The following is a 19,886-nucleotide window of genomic DNA, read 5'->3' on the forward strand; positions in this document are numbered from 1 at the left end:
TCGCTCAGAGCGTATCGAGCGTCTCCAGCACTCGGACGGCATGTTTGCGGATCGCGTCCTGCTTGAACGGATCCATTCGGCGCCAAGTCGCATACATGTTGGAAAGGCGTGGATTGCGCCCCAGCTTTTCCGTGTTGCGATCGAGAAAATCCCAGTAGAGGGCGTTGAACGGGCAAGCCTTCGGCCCGGTCGTCAGCTTCGGATCGTAACGGCAACCGCCGCAGAAATTGCTCATCCGGTCGATATATTTGCCGCTTGCGGCATAGGGCTTGCTGGCCATGACCCCGCCGTCACCATAGAGCGCCATGCCGAGCGTGTTCGGCAATTCGACCCATTCATAGGCATCGGAATAGACGGCGAGATACCAGTCGCAGACCGCGGCCGGATCGATCCCGGCCAGCATCGCGAAGTTACCTGTCACCATCAGCCGCTGGATGTGATGCGAATAGGCATGTTCGATGGTGTCGCCGATCGCACCCCGCATACAGGCCATCTCGGTCTTCGCCGTCCAGTACATCTGCGGCAGCGGGCGGGAGGCGGAGAGATGGTTCAGACCCGCATAATCAGGCATTTCCGTCCAGTAGATGCCACGCACATATTCGCGCCAGCCGAGGATCTGGCGAATGAAGCCTTCGACGGCATTGAGCGGCGCCCGCCCCTCGAACCAGGCGGCCTCCGCCCGGCGAATGACATCGATCGGCAGTAGCAATCCGGCGTTGATGTAGGACGAGATGAGCGAATGGTAGAGATAGGGCTCGCCCTTGACCATCGCGTCCTGGTAGTCGCCGAAGTTGGGCAAGATCTCGTCGATGAACTGCTGCAGCTCCATCTCCGCCTGATCAGCGGTCACGGCAAAATCGAAGCGGTCGAGCGAACCCATGTGGCCGGCAAAGCGCTCGTCGACGAGCGCCAGCACGGCTTTCGTGATCTGGTCCTTCTTATGGCTAATCCGCTTTGGCCCTTTCAGGCCTGCAGCCGGCGGCTTGCGGTTCTCGGCGTCGAAATTCCATTTGCCGCCGACCGGCTCCTCGCCCTCCAGCAGCACCCGGTGACGCCGGCGCATGTCGCGATAGAAGTATTCCATGCGCAGCTGCTTGCGGCCCTTGCGCCAGGTGCGGAAGTCTTCGATCGAACAGAGGAAGCGATCGTCTTCGCGGATCTCGACGGGCACCCCGAGAACAGTTTCCCAGCCCCGCATCTCCTCGGCCAGACGCCATTCCCCGCATTCCGTGGTGATGACTGCAGAGGCGCCACTCTCGGCAAGGGTGCGGGTCAGTTCGCCCTTGAGGCTCTGCGTATTCTGGGGATCATCCAGCCTGACATAGCGGACCTGGAACCCCTTCTCCCGCAACTCCTCAGCAAAGTGCCGCATGGCGGAAAAGAGAAAGGCGATCTTCTTCTTGTGATGCTTCACATAGGTCGCCTCGTCCATGACTTCCGCCATCAGCACCAGCGAGGTCTTCGGATCGGCATCGGCAAGCGCAGACAGCGAATGACTGAGCTGGTCGCCGAGAACGAGATGGATGCGCTGCGCCTTCACCATTCGATCGGCTGGCCATCATAGGCAAAGAAGCCACCGGTCTGCGCCGGCTCAAGTCCATCAAGCACCGAGAGCATCATGGCGACGCTCTCAGTCGGCTGGATCTTGTCATGCGTCTTCGAGAAGCCGCCGGAAAAGCCGGTATCGACGGAACCGGGATGCAGCGCCACCACCACGCTCTTCGGTCTGAGACGGGCAATTTCAATCGCCGAGGTGCGCGTGATCTGGTTGAGAGCCGATTTCGCCGAGCGATAGGAGATCCAGCCGCCAAGCTTGTTGTCGCCGATCGAACCGACCCGCGCCGACAGCGTGGCAAACACGCTCTTGCCCTCGTTGGAAAGAAGAGGCGCGAAGTGCTTCAGCGCCAACGCCGGGCCGATCGCATTCAGCGCAAACTGCGCCGCCATCACATCGGCCTGGATCGCCTTGATCGTCTTTTCCGGGCCATTGCCATTGATGACAAGCGCACCCGTCGCACAGACAATGAGATCGAATTTGTAGCCTGCTTCCGAGAACCGGGCAGCCGCAGCGCCGACAGAGGCATCATCCGTGATGTCGAAACCGTCGCGGCTGCGGGAGAGTTCGACCACGCTACCGCAGGCAGGATCAGCCTTGATGGCAGCGGCAAAGGCGCCGCCGATACCACCGCTCGCCCCGAGCACAAGCGCGCCGTAACCGGGATTAAGGGACGTCATTCCGGAAAAGTCGGACATCTGGATCTCCTGCAGGTCTGTGCTACCCATTACGGCAGCCAGCCAACCCGGATCAGGCACAGATTGTCTCAGAGGCGCTCGATGGTGCCTTCGAAGGCGGGCATCTGACCCGGATCGATGTCCATCAACCGGCAGGCAAGGCCGGCAATCTGGATCTGCTGCGACAGGGCTGCTTTCTCGATCCGGAAGCCCACCGTGTAGAAGGGCACTTCCGTTTCCTCCGGTGTCGGCCCTGCATGATTGCCGTCATCGCCCATGCCGTGATCTGCCGTGACTATGACGCTGTAACCGGCCTCGACCCAATCAGGCACATGCGGCGCCAGCAGATCGCCCTGCATGCGGGCCGCGTTCCGATAGCCGATGCTGTCGCCCCCATGCTTGTGGCCGGCATCATCGACATTCATCGGGTGCAGCAGGAGAAAATCGGGCGCCTTGGATCTGACAAGCCATTCGGCATCGGCGAAGAGGTGGCTGTCGGGATAGGCATCGTCCCAGTAGAAAACGCCATGGGTGATATCGCCTGTGCCATCGACGAGAATGCGGTCGCGATACCGGTCGAACGGGCAGGACACATAGAGCTCCGACACCCAGTGATAGGCGGCGGCTGCCGTCACGCCGCCCCGCGCACGAACCCGCGAGAAGAGATTGTCCCCCACCGAGCGGCGCACCACGCCATTGCTCACCACACCATGGTCCACGGGTTTGCGCCCGGTCAGCAGGGTCTCGTAGATCGGCCGCGACATGGCCGGCAGTTCGCAGGTCAGCTTGCGCACATCGGCCCGGCCCGCAGCAACTAAGCCTTCCATATAGCCGAGACAGGAGCGGGCTACGTCGTAGCGCAGCCCGTCGAGAACGATGAGGATCACTTTGTTCATGGCGCGCAACTTGCCATGCTGCGCGCCAAAGGCAAGGCCGACTTAGAGAATAGGCTTGCCACCGGTGACTGCAATCGTCGCGCCGGACACATAACTGGAGAGCGGATCAGCGAGCATCACATAGGCCGTCTGCAATTCCGCCGGCTGGCCGGGGCGCTTCATCGGCACCTGCTGACCGAAGTTCTTCACCTTGTCCTCCGGCATCGTCGACGGAATGAGCGGAGTCCAGATCGGCCCCGGAGCCACGGTATTCGCCCGGATCTTCTTCTCCGCCAGCATCTGCGCAAGCCCCGCGGTAAAGTTCTGGATTGCGCCCTTGGTCGTCGCATAGGCGAGAAGATGCGGGCTCGGACTATCCGAATTGATCGACGCCGTGTTGATGATCGAACCGCCGTTTTTCATATGCGGCACGGCAGCCTTGGTCAGATAGAACATCGCATGGATATTGACGCGGAAGGTGAGTTCCCACTCCTCATCCGGGATTTCAGTGATGCCCTCGAATGTCGCCTGATGGGCAGCATTGTTGACAAGAATGTCGACGCCGCCAAGTTCGCGGACCGCCATGTCCACAATCTCGCGGCAATGATCGGCATTCTGGATGTCGCCGCGCACCAGGACGGCTTTGCGACCGGCCTTTTCCACCCAACGCGCGGTATCCCGGGCGTCCTCGTCTTCCTCGATATAGGAAATCAGCACATCTGCGCCTTCCCGCGCATAGGCAATGGCAACCGCGCGGCCGATCCCGCTATCGCCGCCGGTGACAATGGCCCTCAGGCCCTCAAGCTTTCCAGAGCCTTTGTAGCTTTCCTCGCCATGGTCGGGCCTTGGATTCATGTCTGCGGTTCGGCCCGGCATCGGGACCTTGTCCTGCGAAAACGGAGGCGTCGGATAATCGGCCATCTTGTCTGTCTCCTCGTGTGGGTTCGAGGGTCAAACCGGCGAGCCATGGATGAGTTCCGGAAATCGGTGGTACCAAAAACAAAGGGCCGGCGTGATGCCGGCCCCGAATGCTTTATCTCAGGTGCGCCAGGCGGCAACCGCCTGCGGTTTCAAAATAGTCTCGCCGAGCAACGGATCCGCACCTGCTGGCAGCGCCCAGTCCTCGGTTCCGTAGTTGAAGGCGAAGACGAGGTCGCCACGGCGACGGATACGTATGAAGTCGGGCACGCGCAGCGTCGCAACGCCTGCCTTCTTCGTTGCCAGTTCCAGCACCTCGGCCAACAGCCCGGAGTCCGCCCAGCAGGCAAGATAGAGCACATTGCCCTTCTCGGTGAGAGCCGGATCGCCGTTGTCGAAGGTCGCGAGCACCGAGGCCGAGGTCTCCAGATATTCGCGCCAGCGGATCGCATGACCCGAAACTGCTCCGGAGATGCCATCCGACAGCCCCGGACGCATGGAGGAAACCTGGATGACGCGATTGCCTGTGAGTGCGCCCAGTGGACCAGGCGGCAGGTTTTCCGGAATGCGGAAATTGCGGTCGCGCGAACCCGTGCGCGCACCGATCACGACGACACCCCTAGCCTTCTCAAGCTCGGCCCGTGCGGCTTCGCTCACTTCCGTCATGCAGGGCACGACGACCAGCGGATAGCCCTCGAGCGACGCACCCGGACGGACGAAATCGACGTTGAGGCCAAGATGGCGCAGGGCCTCGTACCAGCGGAAACACAGTTCCTCGTAGCGGAAATCCTTGCCCTGCGGCTGGATCATCGTCGACCAGTAGCTCTGGTAATCGAAGACCAGCGCCACCGGTGCCCGGCTCGTTTCGGGAAGCGCGCCGAGGGCGGCCAGCTCGTCTGAGACCTGCATGGCTTCCTTGCCGCCCGGCGACCATTCGTCGAGGCCGGGCAGGTTCAGACCCGCATGCATCTGTTCCTGTGCAAACGGCGCCTGGCGCCAGCGAAAATAGCTGACGACATCGGCCCCATGTGCCAGCGCCTCCCAGGTCCACAGACGCACCATGCCGGGCTTCGGCACGGGGTTCCACGGCGCCCAGTTGACCGGACCCGGCTGCTGCTCCATCACCCAGAAGCGGCCCTTGCCGACGGCGCGGTAGAGATCGTGGTGATAGGGCGCGATATCGGGATGCGAGGTTTCGGCCCAGCGATTGCGTTCGTCTTCGGTGAAGGGGAACTTCTCGACGAAGCCGATCGGATAGCTGTCCCAGGAGGCGAGATCGAGATTATCGCCGACCTTGAAGTGGTCGAAATCGGAGACGAAGCCCATGAAGTTATGCGTGATCCAGCGACCTGGAGAATGCTTGCGAATGATCTCGCACTGCATCTTGTCGTAAGCCGCGACCTGATCCGAATGGAAGCGCCAGAAGTCGAGACGCGTTGCCGGGTTCGGCTCGGTCACAGTGAGGTTCGGCAGGGCGACATCGTCGAAGCTGTTGAGCTCCATCGACCAGAAGACCGACCCCCAGGCTTCGTTCAGCTGGTCGGTCGACTGGTAGCGCAGCCGCAGCCAGCGCTTGAAGCTCTTCAGATCTTCAGGGCCCCAGGAAACCGTCGTGTCATGGCAGCCATATTCATTGTCCGTCTGCCAGCCGACAATGCCGGGGTGCTCGCCATAGCGCTTGGCGACGATCTCTACGATCCGCGCGCTTTCCTTCCACCAGGTTTCCGATGAGAAGGTGTAGTGACGGCGCGAACCGAAGCCGCGCGGGCGGCCCTGTTCGTCATAAGGGATGATATCGGGGCATTCGTCCACCAGCCACTTGGGCGGGGTTGCAGTCGGCGTGCCGAGCACGACCTTAAGGCCCGCTTCATGCAACACGTCAATCGCCCGATCGAGCCATTCGAAGGTGAAATTGCCGCGCGAGGGCTCCAGACGAGACCAGGCAAACTCACCGATGCGCACGAAGGATATGCCGAGTTCGCGCATACGGCGCGCGTCGGTTTTCCACCGGCTTTCGTCCCAGTGTTCCGGATAGTAGCAGACGCCCAGCATTATCGTGTCAGATCCCCATTGATGACGGCCTTGCCGTCCTTGTCGAAGAGATGGCAGGCCTTGGCATTGATGCCGAGGCGCAGCGTCTGGCCGGGCTTCTCGCTGGCCAGGCCATCGGCCTTCACCGAAAGCTCCGAGCCATCGGCAAGCGTGACGAAGAACAGCGTCTCAGAGCCCAGATATTCGGCGAGCTTGACGGTCGCCTCGATCACGACATCGCCCTTGCCGGTCGCATCGATATGCTCGGGACGCAGGCCGAAGGTCAGTTCGCCGGCCGGAACGTTTGCCCCATGCGTCGGGATCGAGATCTCGGCGCCGGGCAGGCGCACCACGGCAACACCGTCGGCAGTCGAGGCCTGAACCTTCAGGAAATTCATCTTCGGCGAGCCGATGAAGCCGGCAACGAAGAGATTGTTCGGGCGGTGGTAGAGTTCGAGCGGCGAACCGACCTGCTCGATCTGGCCAGCCGACAGCACGACGATCTTGTCGGCCATGGTCATGGCCTCGACCTGGTCATGCGTCACGTAGATCATTGTCGCCTTCAGGTCCTGATGCAGCTTGGAAAGCTCCGTGCGCATCTGGACGCGCAGCGCCGCATCGAGGTTGGAGAGCGGTTCGTCGAACAGGAAGACTTCCGGATTGCGCACAATGGCGCGACCGATGGCAACGCGCTGGCGCTGGCCGCCGGAAAGCTGGCCGGGCTTGCGCTGCAGAAGCGGCTCAAGCTGCAGCATCTTCGCGGCAGCGGCTGTACGTTCCGCAATCATCGCCTTCGGATGACCGGTCATCTTCAGACCGAAGCCGATGTTTTCCTCGACGGTCATGTGCGGGTAAAGCGCATAGGACTGGAAGACCATGGCAACGCCGCGCTCTGACGGGCCGATGCTGGTCATGTCCTGGCCGCCGATGGCAAGCGATCCCTCGGTGATCTCTTCAAGCCCGGCAATCATGCGCAGAAGCGTGGACTTGCCGCATCCGGAGGGGCCGACGAATACGCAGAACTCGCCGTCCTTGACGTCGAGATCCACACCCTTGATGACGCTCAAGGCGCCGAACTGTTTCTTGACGCCACGCAGGCTTACATCAGCCATGGGTCTTGCCTCCCTTGATCGGTTCGAGTTCGAGCAGAAGTGCGCTTTCAGGCGTCAGCATCGGCAGCGGCAGGCCGGCAAGTCCGGCACTGGAAAGCGCGAAGGTGACAGCACCGGAAAGCAGCGCTTTCTGGCCCTCGGAGATACGGATGAATTGCGGTTCTGCCGGCAACACGGTCTTGATCCGCCACTGGCCACCGAACTGAGTGACCTCATCGGGCAGACGCAGAGGCGCTGGCTGTTCGCCCACCATCTGCGGACCCTGCGCGACGATCACCACGATTTTCTCGCCGGAAGCTGCACCCCAGACATAGCGACCGTCGAGCGGCTCCATGCGGAAGCTGGCGCCCGGCGCATGGAAGAGATCGCGCAGCCGCTTGTAGGTCTCGATATAGACCTTGAGTTCGTCGCGCTCCGCATCGGTGAGTTCGAGCGGATTGAGCTCGACACCAAGATGATAGGCGATGGCCACCAGCGCCCGGAAGGCAAGCGTGTGGCGGCGACCAGTCTGATGGTTCGGCGAGGCCGAGATATGGCTGCCGAGAATTTCCGGCGGCACGAAAACCGAAGCGCCGCGCTGAATTTCCAGCCGCTCCAGCGCATCCGTGCAATCGGACGTCCAGACGCGATGGGTGCGCTTCAAGGCACCGTAATCGATCCGTCCGCCACCGGAGGCGCAGCTTTCGATTTCGACGTCGGGATGAGCGGCACGAATCCGGTCCATCAGCGCATAGACGGCGCGGGTCTGGGCTGATGTCTTCGCCTTGCCATCGCGACCGGCCGCATGCGTCAGATCGCGGTTCATGTCCCACTTGATGTAGGAGACAGCATGGTTGGACAGCACCGCGTCGATCTTGCCGAAGAGATAATCGGAGACTTCGGGACGGGTCAGGTCGAGCACCAGCTGGGTACGCGATTCCAGGATAGGACGCCCCTCGATCGTCAGCGCCCAATCGGGATGCGCCTTGTAGAGCTCCGACACGGGGTTCACCATCTCAGGTTCGAACCAGATGCCGAACTGCATGCCGAGCCCGGTCACATGATCGACCAGGGGCTTCAGTCCCTCGGGATATTTGCGTGCATCGATATCCCAGTCGCCAAGGCTCGTGGTGTCGTTGTCGCGCTTGCCGAACCAGCCGTCGTCGAGCACGAAGCGCTCGATGCCAAGCTCGGCGGCCGCTGTCGCCTGGGCTTTCAGCGAGTCCATCTGGTGGTCGAAGTAATTGCCTTCCCAGGTGTTCAGCGTCACCGGGCGCGGGCTCATGGTGCCACCGGGCCAGGTGGTCAGCTCTTCGCGCACGAAGGCGTGGAAGTCTTCGCTATCGGCACCGGCATAGGCCGTCGGGCTTTCATAGCTTTCGCCCGGAGCGAGAATCATCTCACCCGGCTCGAAGAGCTCTCCGAGATGGACAAGGCGTCGACCGTCATCGATGCGGTCGATGACCATCTGATGGTTGCCGCTGAAGCCAAGCGTGACACCGAAAATCTGGGTTTCGCTCTCGATGAACAGCATCGGGAAGCGATCATGCGAGGTGCGCCCGCGCCGGTTTTCCTGGATCCAGGTGCCATTGCCGAGAAGCTCGCGGCGGGTCTGGAATTCGCGACCCCAGATGCCGGTGAAGCTCATGACCTGCACATCGCCGGCCGGTGCCAGGAAGGTCGCCGCCATGCAGCGATCAAGCTGATAATCCGCGTCGCCGAGATTGCTTAACTCCGTCGCCATCGAGATGAGGCCAGAATCATGCGCCGTGAGCGTGATGGCAATGCCGAGCCGGGCGACCGAATCGACACCTTTCAGCACCGTCTGATTGCCGTCACGCAGGACGGTCCAGCCACCGAACTGCGCAACGAAATCGCGACCCCCGCGGTGACCTGCAATCGCCGGCCAGCCAAAGAAGCCCATGCCGCCCGCCGGCAGGAGCACATTCGAGGGCACGGCGATATCCATGCCGTTGACCCGGCTGGAACGCTCGATTTCGAACAGGGGGTCGGGTTCAACAGGTTCCGAGCCGAAAGACAGGATTTCCGGCATGCCGAGTTCCGGCAGGCGCAGGCTTAAGGCCAGCTGGCCCGAATCGATGATGACGATTTCGCTCATCCCTTGGTCGCTCCGAGTGTGAGGCCAGCGATGAAGTGGCGCTGCATGAGGAAGAACATCGCGACCGGCGGCAGGGCCGCGACGATCGAGCCGGCGGATACGAGATGCCAGGCAGCAACCCATTGTCCGTTCAGCGAATAAAGACCGGCGGTCACCGGCATGGCATGCTGACCCTGCACGAGAACCGTCGCCCAGAAGTAGTCGTTCCAGACGAAGGTGAAGATGAGGACAGAGAGCGCGGCGATCGCCGGGCGCATCAGCGGTAGCACGATGTAGCGGAAGATCCGCCATTCCGAGACACCCTCGACGCGGGCCGATTCAATGAGTGCGAAGGGCAGACCCTTGATGAAGTTGCGCATGAACAGCGTGCAGAAACCGGTCTGGAAGGCGACATGGAAGAGCACGAGGCCCATCGTGGTGTCGTAGAGACCAGCGCGCAGCGTCATATCACGCACTGGAACCATCAGGATCTGGAACGGGATGAAGTTGCCGGCAACGAACATGAAGAAGAGGACGAGATTGCCCTTAAACTTGTAGACCGCCAGCGCAAAGCCGGTGAGGCAGGACAGCGCCACCGCGCCGATCACCGTCGGGATCGTCACCTTGAACGAGTTCAGGATGTAGTAGCCGATCGGCGAGTTGTTGAAGACCGCCGAATAGTTCTCGAAACCGGCGAAACCCGAGGGAATGCCGAAATAATTGCCGGCTGCAAGGTCGCTCGCAGGGCGCACCGAGGTGATGGCGACGCCGATCAGCGGGAGGAGCCAGAGGAAGAGCGCGACCGGCAGCAGGATCTTGTAGGCCATCTGCACAAACGGCGAGGCCTTCTGTATCGGAGTGGGGAACATCAGGCGTTCCTTTCCTGAGCGAGCATGCGGACGATGAAGAGCGAGATGAAGACCATCATGATCAGGAACAGCACGACCGCGATCGACGCGCCGTAGCCCATGCGGAAGCCGTATTCGGAGAGCGCCTGCTCATACATGAAGTAGGAGAGGACTGAGCTCGAGCCGTAGGGGCCGCCGGCCGTCATGATCGACACGAGGTCGAAGGAACGTAGAGAGCCGATCACGGTGACGACCATCGCGATGAAGGTCGCAGGTGCCAGCTGCGGCAGGATCACATACCAGAGCAGCTTCAGCCCCTTGGCACCGTCCATGCGGGCGGCTTCAACCTGCTCCGGATTGATGTTGTTGAGACCCGTCAGGTACAGGATCATGCAATAGGCTGTCTGCGGCCAGAGCCCGGCAATGATGATGCCGTAAGTCACGTAGCGCTCGTCGGCGAGAACGGCGATCTGCTCGCCGAACAGCATTTCCGTGAGCTTTGAGAAGAGGCCGAAATCCGGCGCGTAGAACCACGTGAACATCAGCCCGACGACGACCTGACTGATAACGAAGGGGAAGAAGAAGAGCGATTTGTAGAGCCGGATGCCGGTGACGGTCTGGTTGAGGAAGAGTGCTGCCGCAAGACCCGCCGGAATCGACAGGAGATAGAGCACCAGCCAGATCAGGTTGTTGTAGAGCGACGTGTAAAAGGTGTCGTCGTCGATCAGTTCGACATAGTTGCCGAAGCCGATCCAGGTCATGGCACCCAGACCGTCCCAGTCGTGGAAACTGATCCAGATCGATTCAAAGATCGGCACAAGCACATAGACCAGGAACATCAGGAGGCCCGGCGCCAGAAAGAGAAACGGCGCCAGTGTCTGCTGGTTGCGCTTCCAGAAGCCGGAAGTCGACGGAACGGTGTTGCGCATGGCGGCACCTCTGAGAAAACGGGGAGAGGCAACCGGATGCCATGGCCAAGAAGACCACAGCATCCGGCGCAGGGAGCTCTAAGGCTTACTTGTAGACGCGGGCGCGGATCTTCTCCAACCGCTCCAGGATCTTGTCCAGGCTGTCGGGCTTGACCATGAACTCCTGGAAGCCTTCCATACCGGCCTTTGCCATTTCGGCATTGGCGTCACGGTCATAGAACTGCGCGAGTGCGTGGGCGTTGGACAGCATCTCGAAGCCGGCCTTGAGGAACGGATCCGCTGGCTTTTCGGCCTTGTTGTTGACCGGCAGCTGACCGAGCGTCGCGTTCATCTTCGTCTGGGCTTCAGGCGAAGCGAGGTAGGCGAGGAACTTCTTCGCATCTTCCTTGTTCTTCGCGCCCGACGGGATGTGGAACGTGTCGGTCGGAGCCTCTTCGGACATCGGAATACCGGCGGTGATTTCCGGGAACTGCAAGAAACCGATCTGCTCTTCCTTCAAGCCGCCGTCCTTCATCGTGGCGACAGCGAAGTTGCCCATCAGATACATGGCAGCCTTGCCCTGAACCATCTGTGGGATGGCATCCTGCCAGTCGATCGCGGCGTGGTTCTCGTTGAAGTAACCGGCCTTGACCAGCTCACCCCACTTTTCGAACACGGCCTTCACGCGCGGATCCGTATAGGGCACCTTGCCGGAGGTCAGCTCCATGTGGAACTCGTAGCCGTTGACGCGCAGATCGAGATAATCGAACCAGCCGCCAGTCGGCCACAGAGCCTTGGTACCGATGGTGATCGGGGTGACGCCAGCAGACTTCAGCTTTTCGCAAGCCGCCAGGAATTCGGCCCAGGTCTTCGGCGGGGCGATGCCCTGTTCGGCGAAGATGTCCTTACGATAGTAGATGCCCCACTGGTAATAGGTGTAGGGGACGCCCCACTTCTTGCCGTCGATGGTCATCGAGGCAGACGCGGACTTCAGCTGATCATTCAGGCCATTGGCTTCCCAGACATCCGTGACGTCTTCGAAGAGACCTGCCTTGACGAAAGGCTCCATCCGGTTGCCGGCATACCATGCGGCGACATCGGGCGCGTCAGCGGTCAGAAAGTTGCGGATGGCGGACTTGTAGCCTTCGTGGTCGAAGTTGTTCCACTTGACCGTGATATCAGGATTGGCCTTCTGGAAATCGGCGATCAGCTCTTCCATCGCCTTCTTCGGCGCCGGATCGGAATGGTCGGAATTGAGCACGATTTCACCGGCAAACGCGGTGGACGACAGAAGGGCAGCACCCAGAGCAAGGCTGCTCAGGCTTTTGAAAAAGGTCATGTTTTCCTCCCTATGACCGTGATGCATGGCATGTGCGGAGCTTGCGCGCGGGATCCCACCCGAGCAGAATTCTCAGCTCGGCTTGATCATCCTCCCCAAACCCGTAATATTCTACCGAGTTTTGGCAGAACTTTTCCGGGATCCTAAGATTGGAACAACTGAAGCCTCTATTGTTAGATGAATCCGTTCCGGTGCATCCGGAACATGACCCACGACACCCGCTTGTCATCTTCGGAGATCATCGATTTTGCGCCGGCGAATGCCTGACGGTCCACCGCATGGCAGGCCCTCACATGCACAGTCAGGTTGAACTCAATTTCGTGCTGTCCGGCCAAATGACCTACTGGTTCGACGGTCGCGAATTGACCGTCAACGAGGGGCGCCTCTGCCTGTTCTGGGGCATGATACCCCACCAGGTGATCGATCGCCGCGAAGAGACTACCTTCATCTGCCTCTACATCCCGATGTCGGTCTTTCTCGGCCTTGCCAATCTCGAGCGGTTTCGGGACGCCGTCTTCCGCGGCGCAATGATCGAGGCGCTGGAACTGAGACCTTATGACAGGGATATCTTCATGCGGTGGCGCGATGAACTTTTGTCGGGTGACAAAGGTCTCGCAGAGATCGTCCGCAACGAACTCACCGCGCGCGTTCTCAGGATCGAGCGCGACGGCTGGCGCGATCTGCGCGAAGAAGGTTCCGCGATAGCAAGCTTCAATGCCAGCGAAAGCGAGCGCTTCGATCACATCGAACGCATGCTTCGCTACGTCGCCGAACATGCACTGGAAGACATTTCCGCAGAAGACGTCGGTCGGTCCGTAAACCTGCATCCGAACTACGCGATGTCAATCTTCAAGCGTGCCGTCGGGCACACGATCAATCAGGCGATTGTGCGCCATCGCCTCGACACCGCGCAGTCACTGCTGATCTCGACGGATCTTTCGATCACCGACGTGTCTTTCGAAAGCGGCTTCGGTTCGGTGTCCCGATTTTACGAGGCATTTAGCAGCCGCTTCATGGAAAAGCCGACCGCGTTTCGCCGCCGGATGCGGTCCAAGGGCCTGCCTCCGGCCTGAGTGCGCACTTTCTAGCGGGCAGCAATTTCAGACAATCGCGGCATCGGAACACCCGGGCACCATTGCTGGAACCCGATGATGCGGCGGACGATCTTTTCCGCATGATTTCCCGCGATATCACGTAGGCGATGGTCCAGATAGGGATTGAGGAAACGCTGCAGAGTCGTCTCGACATAGACTTCGGCTTCCTTGCCGAGGTGATGGACCCGGAAACCAGGCACCACCTCGTCACGGTATATGCGTTCAAGATCGGAACGGATCGCGGTATCCGCGAGAATATCCTTCACACATTCGGCCTCGGGCCGCCCTTCTCTCTGCCAGCGATCGGCAAGAACGGTGTGACCAAGATTGAGGATATGCAGCTTAAGCCTTTCATAGGGCGTCAGATCCTCAACGACCTTGATGGAAGGATGTTCGCAGGGAAGCGTGAGCCCCGGCTGACGCTCGATCGCCCATATTGCATAGGGTTCAGCGATCGCCCCTGCCGGCTCGATCGGCTCCGAGACGATGCGATCGACAAGGGTATTGCCCCAGATGACACGATCCGACAGCCAGGACTGGAAGTTCACATCGGCAACATGTCGACTTGCAAGGTCCAGGATCACCCGTTGTAGAACCTCGCCATTCCGCGAGATCAGCTCGCATGGCAGAATGGTGAGCGATGCGCCGCCGCTGCGGAAGCGTGCATGAAGAAGCGCCAGAAGCTTCATGGGAAATGATCGCGGCACGCCATCGAGGCTGTCACCTTCGACGAGGGCATATCCCTTGTCTCCGGTATTGCTGATCACGACCCTCGCCTCCTCGACGAAGACGCGGGCTACTTCAGCCCAGTCGCTGGCGGTTGAGAGGGACCTGGTGACCGACCGCACACGCAGTTCGCGCTCGATGGCAATGCCATCCTCAAGGCCCCGGATGATAACGGGAAAGCCGGTTGCGGCCGACAAGGCACCAATCCGACCGGCGCGCGCGGGATCGCCGCTCGTTTGGACCACGGTAATCGATCCAAGCGCCTTTCCCACCTCCAGGGCTTCACTGACGAAGAGATCGGCATGGGCCTGAAGGAACCGACTGGTACCGAATTGCAGGATGGGTGTCGTCATGGCTCAGGCGGTCTCCTGGATGGATTGTAGCAATGTCTCGCGCGCCGATTTCAGATGCTGACGGCACGCCCTCTCGATTGATGAGGGATCGCGCGAAAAGAGAGCACGGATATAATCGAGATGCTCTTCGAGCGCCCGCTGGTTCCGGGCACGCGCATTCGTCTTGTTCCACTGGTAGTGGTAATGAAAGACAATGGCGATAATGTCGTAGAAGTCGATGATGAAGCGGTTGCTCGATGCCTTCTGGACCAGCAGGTGAAAGCGCTCATCGAGTTCGGAAAAGTCCGTGTAGCGGTTGTCGATGTCGCCCAGCAGCGCATGATGTTGCGCTTCGACTTTCCTCAATTCTTCCCAGGCCGGATGCTCTTCTGCCAACTTGACGAAGCTCATTGCCGACCGAAGCTCGAACATCTCGCGCACTTCTGTAAGTTCGAGCGCGAACTCCCGGGTGAAACCCTTCAGCACCCAATGACTGTTGGGACGCTTTTCGATCAACCCGAACCGGCTGAAGCGAATGAGGAATTCTCGCACACTGGTGGTACCGATGCCAATCTCGCGCGCGAGTTCCAGCTCGTTGATCTGCATACCCGGCTGCGCACCACCGGCAAGAATACGGCGCATGAAGCTTCGCTCGATGATATCGGACAGGGAATTTGTCTCTTCATCGGGAAAGTAATCTCCGACAACCGGTCGCCGCAGGACCGTTTTTGAACGCTTGTCCCAAGCGACCAACCCAACTTCGCCGAGGCGGGTCAACACCGCGCGCACGGTCGTGCGACTGACGCTCAGCATACCGCAAAGCTCCGCCTCCGAGGGAAGCGCATCCGTTTCCTCGATCAGTTTCAGCGTACGGTTATAGGCGTCTTTGAAGACGGTATTCTGCTTGGCCATGGATCTGCCTAGTTGATGGAAGGCGGCATTTGAAACATTCGCCTCTTGGCCGAAGTCGCGGCCGCGTGCAACGAAAACCGCCGAATGTGGCGGCCGTCCTCCCTTTGTCTCGGGCCTCAGTTCCTCCTGCTCCGTGCTGGAGCAAATTGTTCTTTATCGATATCATACCCATTGACGGGAAACTGTCTATTGCCGATAAAAGACAAAACACAGGATCCGGTATCGCCGGACACATGGGAGAAACATCGGGTGTCGAAACCAGCCTGCATCCTGCTCTCGCAGGACGACAATGTTGCCGTGACCACAGTTGCCATCGAAGCTGGCCATATTCTGCCGGGCGGTGCACCGGCAGCAACGAAGATTGATCCTGGCCACAAGGTGGCGGTCCGCGCCATCCGCCAGGGCGAGCCGGTCGTTAAATATGCCCAGGCCATTGGCCGCGCGACCATAGACATCGCAGCTGGTGAGCACGTCCATTCCCACAATCTCGCCTTCGATGAAGATCGCCTTTCTGTGAGTGGCCTCGCCCAGCCGGAAGCCGCAACGACTGCTGACAAGACCCGCACCTTCATGGGCTATCGCCGCGCCGATGGGCGTGCGGCGACCCGCAACTACATCGGCATCATCGCCAGCGTGAACTGCTCCACCACGGTCTGTCGCGCCATCGCAGATGCGGCAAACCGGACGATCCTGCCGCATTACGAGGGTATCGACGGCTTTGTCCCGATCGTCCACGACCAGGGCTGCGGCATGAGCTCGACCGGCGACGGCATGCGCACACTGCACCGAACGATAGCCGGCTACACGAGACACGTGAATTTCGGCGGCGTGCTGATGGTGGGGCTCGGCTGCGAAGTGAACCAGCTGACGCTCTACGGTCAGAGCGGCACCGGCGCGTCGAAGCGTCACTTCAACATCCAGGACGCCGGCGGCTCGCGTCGTGCCGTTGAAAATGCCCTGTCGATCCTGAAGGAGATCGCAGCGGAAGTCGGCACGATGCGCCGGGAACCGATCTCCGTCAGCGAGATCATCGTCGGCCTGCAATGTGGCGGTTCGGATGGCCTGTCCGGCATCACCGCCAATCCGGCGCTCGGCGTTGCCGTCGATATCCTGGCCGGTGCCGGTGGTACGGCCATCCTCTCCGAAACCTCGGAGATCTACGGCGCCGAACACCTCCTGCGTAGCCGTGCGGTCAACGAGGAGGTCGCGGTCAAGCTGGACGGGCTGATCTCCTGGTGGGAGGCCTATGTTGCCCAGCACGGCGCCTCGCTCGACAACAATCCTTCACCCGGCAACAAGAAGGGTGGCCTTACCACCATTCTCGAAAAGTCGCTCGGCGCCGTCGCAAAGGGCGGACGCTCGCCGCTCACTGCCGTCTACAACTACGCCGAACGCGTCACCGAACACGGCCTCGTTTTCATGGACACGCCCGGCTACGACCCGGTCTCGGCGACAGGCCAGGTGGCCGGCGGCGCCAACGTGATTGCCTTCACCACGGGCCGCGGCTCTTGCTTCGGTTCACGCCCCGTGCCCTCGATCAAGCTGACGAGCAATACCGCGCTCTACCAGTCCATGGAGGAAGACATGGATATCGACTGCGGCGTCATTGCCACGGGCGATGCCACCGTCTCAGGCCTCGGCCGTGACATCTTCGACCTGATCATCGAGACCGCTTCGGGTCAAAAGACCAAGAGCGAGCTCTTCGGCTACGGAGACAATGAATTCGTGCCATGGCACCTCGGTGCCACGCTCTGACCTCGACAACAGGGATCCGGATATCAGCATGAAGACGAGACGCATCGGCAAAACCGCCCTCGAAGTGACCGAATACTCCTTCGGCACGGCACCGCTTGGTGGCCTCTACCGCCCCTGCCCCCGCGATGTCGGCATCGCCACGCTGCAGACGGCCTGGGATCACGGAATCCGCTATTTCGACACGGCGCCGCATTACGGTTTCGGTCAGGCGGAACGCTATGTCGGTGACTTCCTGCGCGACAAGCCGGAGGACAGCTATGTGCTCTCCACCAAGGTCGGTCGCCTGCTGGCGCCCGTGCCGAAGGACCAGATCCCGAATGTCGGCTTCGTCGATCCGCTCCCCTTCAAGCTGGTCTACGACTACAGCTATGACGGCATCATGCGTTCGGTCGACTTCAGCTATGCACGCCTTGGCCTGAACCGCATCGACATCCTCTATGTCCACGATATCGGCGTCTATACCCACGGGCGCGAAGTCAACGACCGTTATGTGAAGCAGTTGCGCGACGGCGGCTACAAGGCTCTCGACCAGCTGAAATCCTCGGGCGCGATCAAGGCCTTCGGCCTTGGCGTCAACGAAGTGCCAGCATGCTTGGAGATGATGGCCGATATCAACATCGACGTCATTCTGATGGCCGGCCGCTATTCGCTCCTCGATCGCTCTGCCGTCGAGGAACTTCTCCCGCTGTGCGAAAAACGCGGCACCTCGATCACTGCAGGCGGCGTCTTCAACTCCGGAATCCTGGCAACAGGCGCCGTCCCGGGCGCGCATTTCGACTACACACCGGCCACGGAAGAGATTCTGGAAAAGGTCCGGGCCATGGAAGCGCTTGCCGCCCAGGCCGGCAAGCCGCTCGCACAGTTTGCTCTGCAGTTCCCGCTCCACCATCCGGCAGTTGCCTCCGTCATCATCGGCACAGCGAAACCCGAAAGCCTGGACCGGAACATGGCCCTGACAACCGAAGAATTGCCGGCTTCCGCCTTCACCCCGTTTGACGCCCACACGCTCGTCGCACCACCGCTCGGCGATGCGCCGGTCCGGGAATAGGAGCAGACCATGCTGAAAGGCATCCATCCCCTGCTTGGTCCCGATCTGCTGCACGCCATTGCCACAATGGGACACGGAGACGAGATCGTCATTGCCGATGGCAACTTCCCGGCCTCAACCATCGGTCCGCCGGTCATCCGTGCCGATGGCGTCGGCGCTGTGGAAGTCCTTGAAGCGATCCTGGCTCACATGCCGCTCGACCAGTTCGTGGAAGATGCGGCCTGGCGCATGCAGGTCGTCGGCGACCCGCATGCTGTCCCCGAAATCTGCACCGAATTCCAGTCGCTGATCACGCGGTTGGCCGGCGATTTCAGGCTCGAAAGTCTCGAACGCTTCGCCTTTTACGAACGCGCGCAGACAGCCGCCTATATCGTCGCAACGACAGAATTGAGGATCTACGGCAACGTTATCCTGAAGAAGGGCGTCGTCTACCCGGAGGAAGTGCACAGGGTGTGAGCTGCGCGCGAAAGCCTTGATTTTCAGGGCCTGAGGGGTTCGGAGGAGCCGTCTTTTGCCCCTTGCATTCTCCAGATTGCTGGAGTAGCGTGCCTCGATAAAATGTTTTTTATCGATAAAGATCGACCTGGTTGCGTACTGCGGGCCGATCTCACCGGAGGAACAGGACGCGTTGAGAGGAGAACCACAATGACCATTCTGAAGAGCATGACTCGCCGCGCCCTGATGGGGATCGCCGGCGCAGCAATGATGACGTCGATGATGCCGGCCGCATCCTTCGCCCAGGACGTGACCATCCCGATCATCGTCAAGGACACCACGTCCTTCTACTGGCAGATCGTGCTCGCCGGCGCCCGCGCCGCAGGCAAGGATCTCGGTGTCAGCGTACCGGAACTGGGTGCCCAATCTGAATCCGACATCAACGGCCAGATCAGCATTCTCGAAAACGCCGTCGCCGGCAAGCCGGCCGCCGTCGTCATCTCGCCGACCGAGTTCAAGGCGCTGGGCAAGCCGATCGATGAAGCCGCTAAGTCCGTTCCGATCATCGGTATCGACTCCAGCGCCGATTCCAAGGCCTTCACCTCGTTCTTGACCACCGACAACGTCCAGGGCGGCCGCATCGCCGCTGACGGTCTTGCTGCGGCGATCAAGGAAGCAACAGGCAAGGAAGAAGGCGAAATCGCCATCATCACCAGCCTGCCGGGCGTCGGCTCGCTCGATCAGCGCCGTGAAGGTTTCATGGATCAGATCAAGACGAAGTATCCGGGTCTGACTGTTGTCGCCGACAAATATGCTGACGGCCAGGCAACCACCGGCCTCAACATGATGACCGACCTGATCACTGCCAACCCGAACCTTGTCGGTGTTTTCGCCTCGAACCTGATCATGGCCCAGGGCGTCGGCCAGGCGATCGCCGAAAACAAGCTCGGTGACAAGATCAAGGTCATCGGCTTCGATTCGGATGAGAAGACCGTCGGCTTCCTCAAGGAAGGCGTTCTCGCAGGCCTAGTCGTCCAGGATCCGTACCGCATGGGCTACGACGGCGTGAAAACCGCTCTCGCCGTGTCGAAGGGCGAAAAGGTCGAAACTTTCGTCGACACCGGCGCGAACCTGGTGACCAAGGCCAATATGGCCGATCCGAAGATCGACGCCCTTCTGAACCCGAAGGTCAACTGATCGAGATCTCGGCACGCGCGGCACCTGCTGCGCGTGCCGGACCGGAA

The 19,886-nt window shown here is 60.6% G+C and carries 17 protein-coding genes; 5 read left to right on the forward strand and 12 right to left on the reverse strand.

The window, feature by feature from the left end:
* Positions 1–4 precede the first annotated feature (4 nt).
* The 10 genes from DMY87_RS10360 to DMY87_RS10405 form a co-directional block, all read right to left on the reverse strand.
* Positions 5–1,543: a cryptochrome/photolyase family protein gene (locus DMY87_RS10360; protein WP_110791223.1), complete on the reverse strand. Its 1,539-nt coding sequence runs from the start codon at positions 1,541–1,543 to the stop codon at positions 5–7.
* Positions 1,537–2,253: an SDR family oxidoreductase gene (locus DMY87_RS10365; RefSeq protein WP_110791224.1), complete on the reverse strand. Its 717-nt coding sequence runs from the start codon at positions 2,251–2,253 to the stop codon at positions 1,537–1,539. The genes DMY87_RS10360 and DMY87_RS10365 overlap by 7 nt, the downstream gene beginning before the upstream one ends.
* 68 nt (positions 2,254–2,321) lie before the next feature.
* Complete coding sequence (locus DMY87_RS10370) at positions 2,322–3,128, reverse strand: alkaline phosphatase family protein (protein ID WP_110791225.1); 807 nt, start codon at positions 3,126–3,128, stop codon at positions 2,322–2,324.
* Between the two features lie 42 nt (positions 3,129–3,170).
* Entirely contained in the window at positions 3,171–4,028 is an 858-nt protein-coding gene (locus tag DMY87_RS10375; RefSeq protein ID WP_110791226.1) for an SDR family oxidoreductase, read from the reverse strand.
* 117 nt (positions 4,029–4,145) lie between these two features.
* The gene (locus DMY87_RS10380) at positions 4,146–6,077 is read right to left on the reverse strand and encodes a beta-galactosidase (RefSeq protein WP_110791227.1); all 1,932 of its coding nucleotides are present in this window, start codon (positions 6,075–6,077) and stop codon (positions 4,146–4,148) included.
* Positions 6,077–7,168 (reverse strand): ABC transporter ATP-binding protein, encoded by a 1,092-nt coding sequence (locus tag DMY87_RS10385; RefSeq protein WP_110791228.1) that lies wholly within the window; start codon positions 7,166–7,168, stop codon positions 6,077–6,079. Before DMY87_RS10385 ends, DMY87_RS10380 begins: the two co-directional genes overlap by 1 nt.
* The gene (locus tag DMY87_RS10390; protein ID WP_110791229.1) at positions 7,161–9,266 is read right to left on the reverse strand and encodes an alpha-galactosidase; all 2,106 of its coding nucleotides are present in this window, start codon (positions 9,264–9,266) and stop codon (positions 7,161–7,163) included. Before DMY87_RS10390 ends, DMY87_RS10385 begins: the two co-directional genes overlap by 8 nt.
* Positions 9,263–10,114 carry a carbohydrate ABC transporter permease gene (locus tag DMY87_RS10395; protein ID WP_110791230.1) on the reverse strand — a complete coding sequence of 284 codons (852 nt, stop codon included), beginning with the start codon at positions 10,112–10,114 and terminating at the stop codon, positions 9,263–9,265. Before DMY87_RS10395 ends, DMY87_RS10390 begins: the two co-directional genes overlap by 4 nt.
* Positions 10,114–11,022 (reverse strand): carbohydrate ABC transporter permease, encoded by a 909-nt coding sequence (locus DMY87_RS10400; protein ID WP_183041950.1) that lies wholly within the window; start codon positions 11,020–11,022, stop codon positions 10,114–10,116. Before DMY87_RS10400 ends, DMY87_RS10395 begins: the two co-directional genes overlap by 1 nt.
* Positions 11,023–11,107: 85 nt before the next feature.
* A complete protein-coding gene (locus DMY87_RS10405; RefSeq protein WP_110791231.1) occupies positions 11,108–12,340 on the reverse strand; it encodes an ABC transporter substrate-binding protein in 1,233 nt (410 codons plus the stop codon).
* Between the two features lie 149 nt (positions 12,341–12,489).
* Between DMY87_RS10405 and DMY87_RS10410 the strand changes: the two genes are divergently transcribed.
* Positions 12,490–13,413 (forward strand): helix-turn-helix domain-containing protein, encoded by a 924-nt coding sequence (locus DMY87_RS10410; RefSeq protein WP_110791232.1) that lies wholly within the window; start codon positions 12,490–12,492, stop codon positions 13,411–13,413.
* Between the two features lie 11 nt (positions 13,414–13,424).
* Here the strand turns inward: DMY87_RS10410 and DMY87_RS10415 are convergent, their stop codons facing one another.
* On the reverse strand, positions 13,425–14,513 hold the full coding sequence (locus DMY87_RS10415; RefSeq protein ID WP_110791233.1) for a mannitol dehydrogenase family protein: 1,089 nt from the start codon (positions 14,511–14,513) through the stop codon (positions 13,425–13,427).
* Positions 14,514–14,516: 3 nt separating this feature from the next.
* Positions 14,517–15,404 carry a GntR family transcriptional regulator gene (locus tag DMY87_RS10420; RefSeq protein WP_110791234.1) on the reverse strand — a complete coding sequence of 296 codons (888 nt, stop codon included), beginning with the start codon at positions 15,402–15,404 and terminating at the stop codon, positions 14,517–14,519.
* A gap of 249 nt (positions 15,405–15,653) precedes the next feature.
* Here DMY87_RS10420 and DMY87_RS10425 point away from each other — a divergent pair, with 249 nt between their 5' ends.
* The 4 genes from DMY87_RS10425 to DMY87_RS10440 all read left to right on the forward strand — a co-directional run bounded on the left by DMY87_RS10425 (position 15,654) and on the right by DMY87_RS10440 (position 19,839).
* Positions 15,654–17,159: a UxaA family hydrolase gene (locus DMY87_RS10425; RefSeq protein WP_110791235.1), complete on the forward strand. Its 1,506-nt coding sequence runs from the start codon at positions 15,654–15,656 to the stop codon at positions 17,157–17,159.
* Positions 17,160–17,187: 28 nt separating this feature from the next.
* A complete protein-coding gene (locus DMY87_RS10430; protein ID WP_110791460.1) occupies positions 17,188–18,207 on the forward strand; it encodes an aldo/keto reductase in 1,020 nt (339 codons plus the stop codon).
* A 9-nt stretch (positions 18,208–18,216) separates the two neighbouring features.
* Complete coding sequence (locus tag DMY87_RS10435; RefSeq protein ID WP_110791236.1) at positions 18,217–18,663, forward strand: RbsD/FucU family protein; 447 nt, start codon at positions 18,217–18,219, stop codon at positions 18,661–18,663.
* 189 nt (positions 18,664–18,852) lie between these two features.
* Positions 18,853–19,839, forward strand: coding sequence for an ABC transporter substrate-binding protein (locus DMY87_RS10440; RefSeq protein ID WP_110791237.1), 987 nt, complete (start codon positions 18,853–18,855; stop codon positions 19,837–19,839).
* Positions 19,840–19,886 lie beyond the last annotated feature (47 nt).

The organism is Peteryoungia wuzhouensis (assembly GCF_003205195.1).
Taxonomy (GTDB): domain Bacteria; phylum Pseudomonadota; class Alphaproteobacteria; order Rhizobiales; family Rhizobiaceae; genus Allorhizobium; species Allorhizobium wuzhouense.

Excerpts from the sequence above, each read along its gene's own strand:
- DMY87_RS10360 (WP_110791223.1), bottom strand. The coding sequence starts at position 1,543 with ATGGTGAAGGCGCAGCGCATCCATCTCGTTCTCGGCGACCAGCTCAGT.
- DMY87_RS10365 (WP_110791224.1), bottom strand. The coding sequence starts at position 2,253 with ATGTCCGACTTTTCCGGAATGACGTCCCTTAATCCCGGTTACGGCGCG.
- DMY87_RS10370 (WP_110791225.1), bottom strand. The coding sequence starts at position 3,128 with ATGAACAAAGTGATCCTCATCGTTCTCGACGGGCTGCGCTACGACGTA.
- DMY87_RS10375 (WP_110791226.1), bottom strand. The coding sequence starts at position 4,028 with ATGGCCGATTATCCGACGCCTCCGTTTTCGCAGGACAAGGTCCCGATG.
- DMY87_RS10380 (WP_110791227.1), bottom strand. The coding sequence starts at position 6,077 with ATGCTGGGCGTCTGCTACTATCCGGAACACTGGGACGAAAGCCGGTGG.
- DMY87_RS10385 (WP_110791228.1), bottom strand. The coding sequence starts at position 7,168 with ATGGCTGATGTAAGCCTGCGTGGCGTCAAGAAACAGTTCGGCGCCTTG.
- DMY87_RS10390 (WP_110791229.1), bottom strand. The coding sequence starts at position 9,266 with ATGAGCGAAATCGTCATCATCGATTCGGGCCAGCTGGCCTTAAGCCTG.
- DMY87_RS10395 (WP_110791230.1), bottom strand. The coding sequence starts at position 10,114 with ATGTTCCCCACTCCGATACAGAAGGCCTCGCCGTTTGTGCAGATGGCC.
- DMY87_RS10400 (WP_183041950.1), bottom strand. The coding sequence starts at position 11,022 with ATGCGCAACACCGTTCCGTCGACTTCCGGCTTCTGGAAGCGCAACCAG.
- DMY87_RS10405 (WP_110791231.1), bottom strand. The coding sequence starts at position 12,340 with ATGACCTTTTTCAAAAGCCTGAGCAGCCTTGCTCTGGGTGCTGCCCTT.
- DMY87_RS10415 (WP_110791233.1), bottom strand. The coding sequence starts at position 14,513 with ATGACGACACCCATCCTGCAATTCGGTACCAGTCGGTTCCTTCAGGCC.
- DMY87_RS10420 (WP_110791234.1), bottom strand. The coding sequence starts at position 15,404 with ATGGCCAAGCAGAATACCGTCTTCAAAGACGCCTATAACCGTACGCTG.
- DMY87_RS10430 (WP_110791460.1), top strand. The coding sequence starts at position 17,188 with ATGAAGACGAGACGCATCGGCAAAACCGCCCTCGAAGTGACCGAATAC.
- DMY87_RS10435 (WP_110791236.1), top strand. The coding sequence starts at position 18,217 with ATGCTGAAAGGCATCCATCCCCTGCTTGGTCCCGATCTGCTGCACGCC.
- DMY87_RS10440 (WP_110791237.1), top strand. The coding sequence starts at position 18,853 with ATGACCATTCTGAAGAGCATGACTCGCCGCGCCCTGATGGGGATCGCC.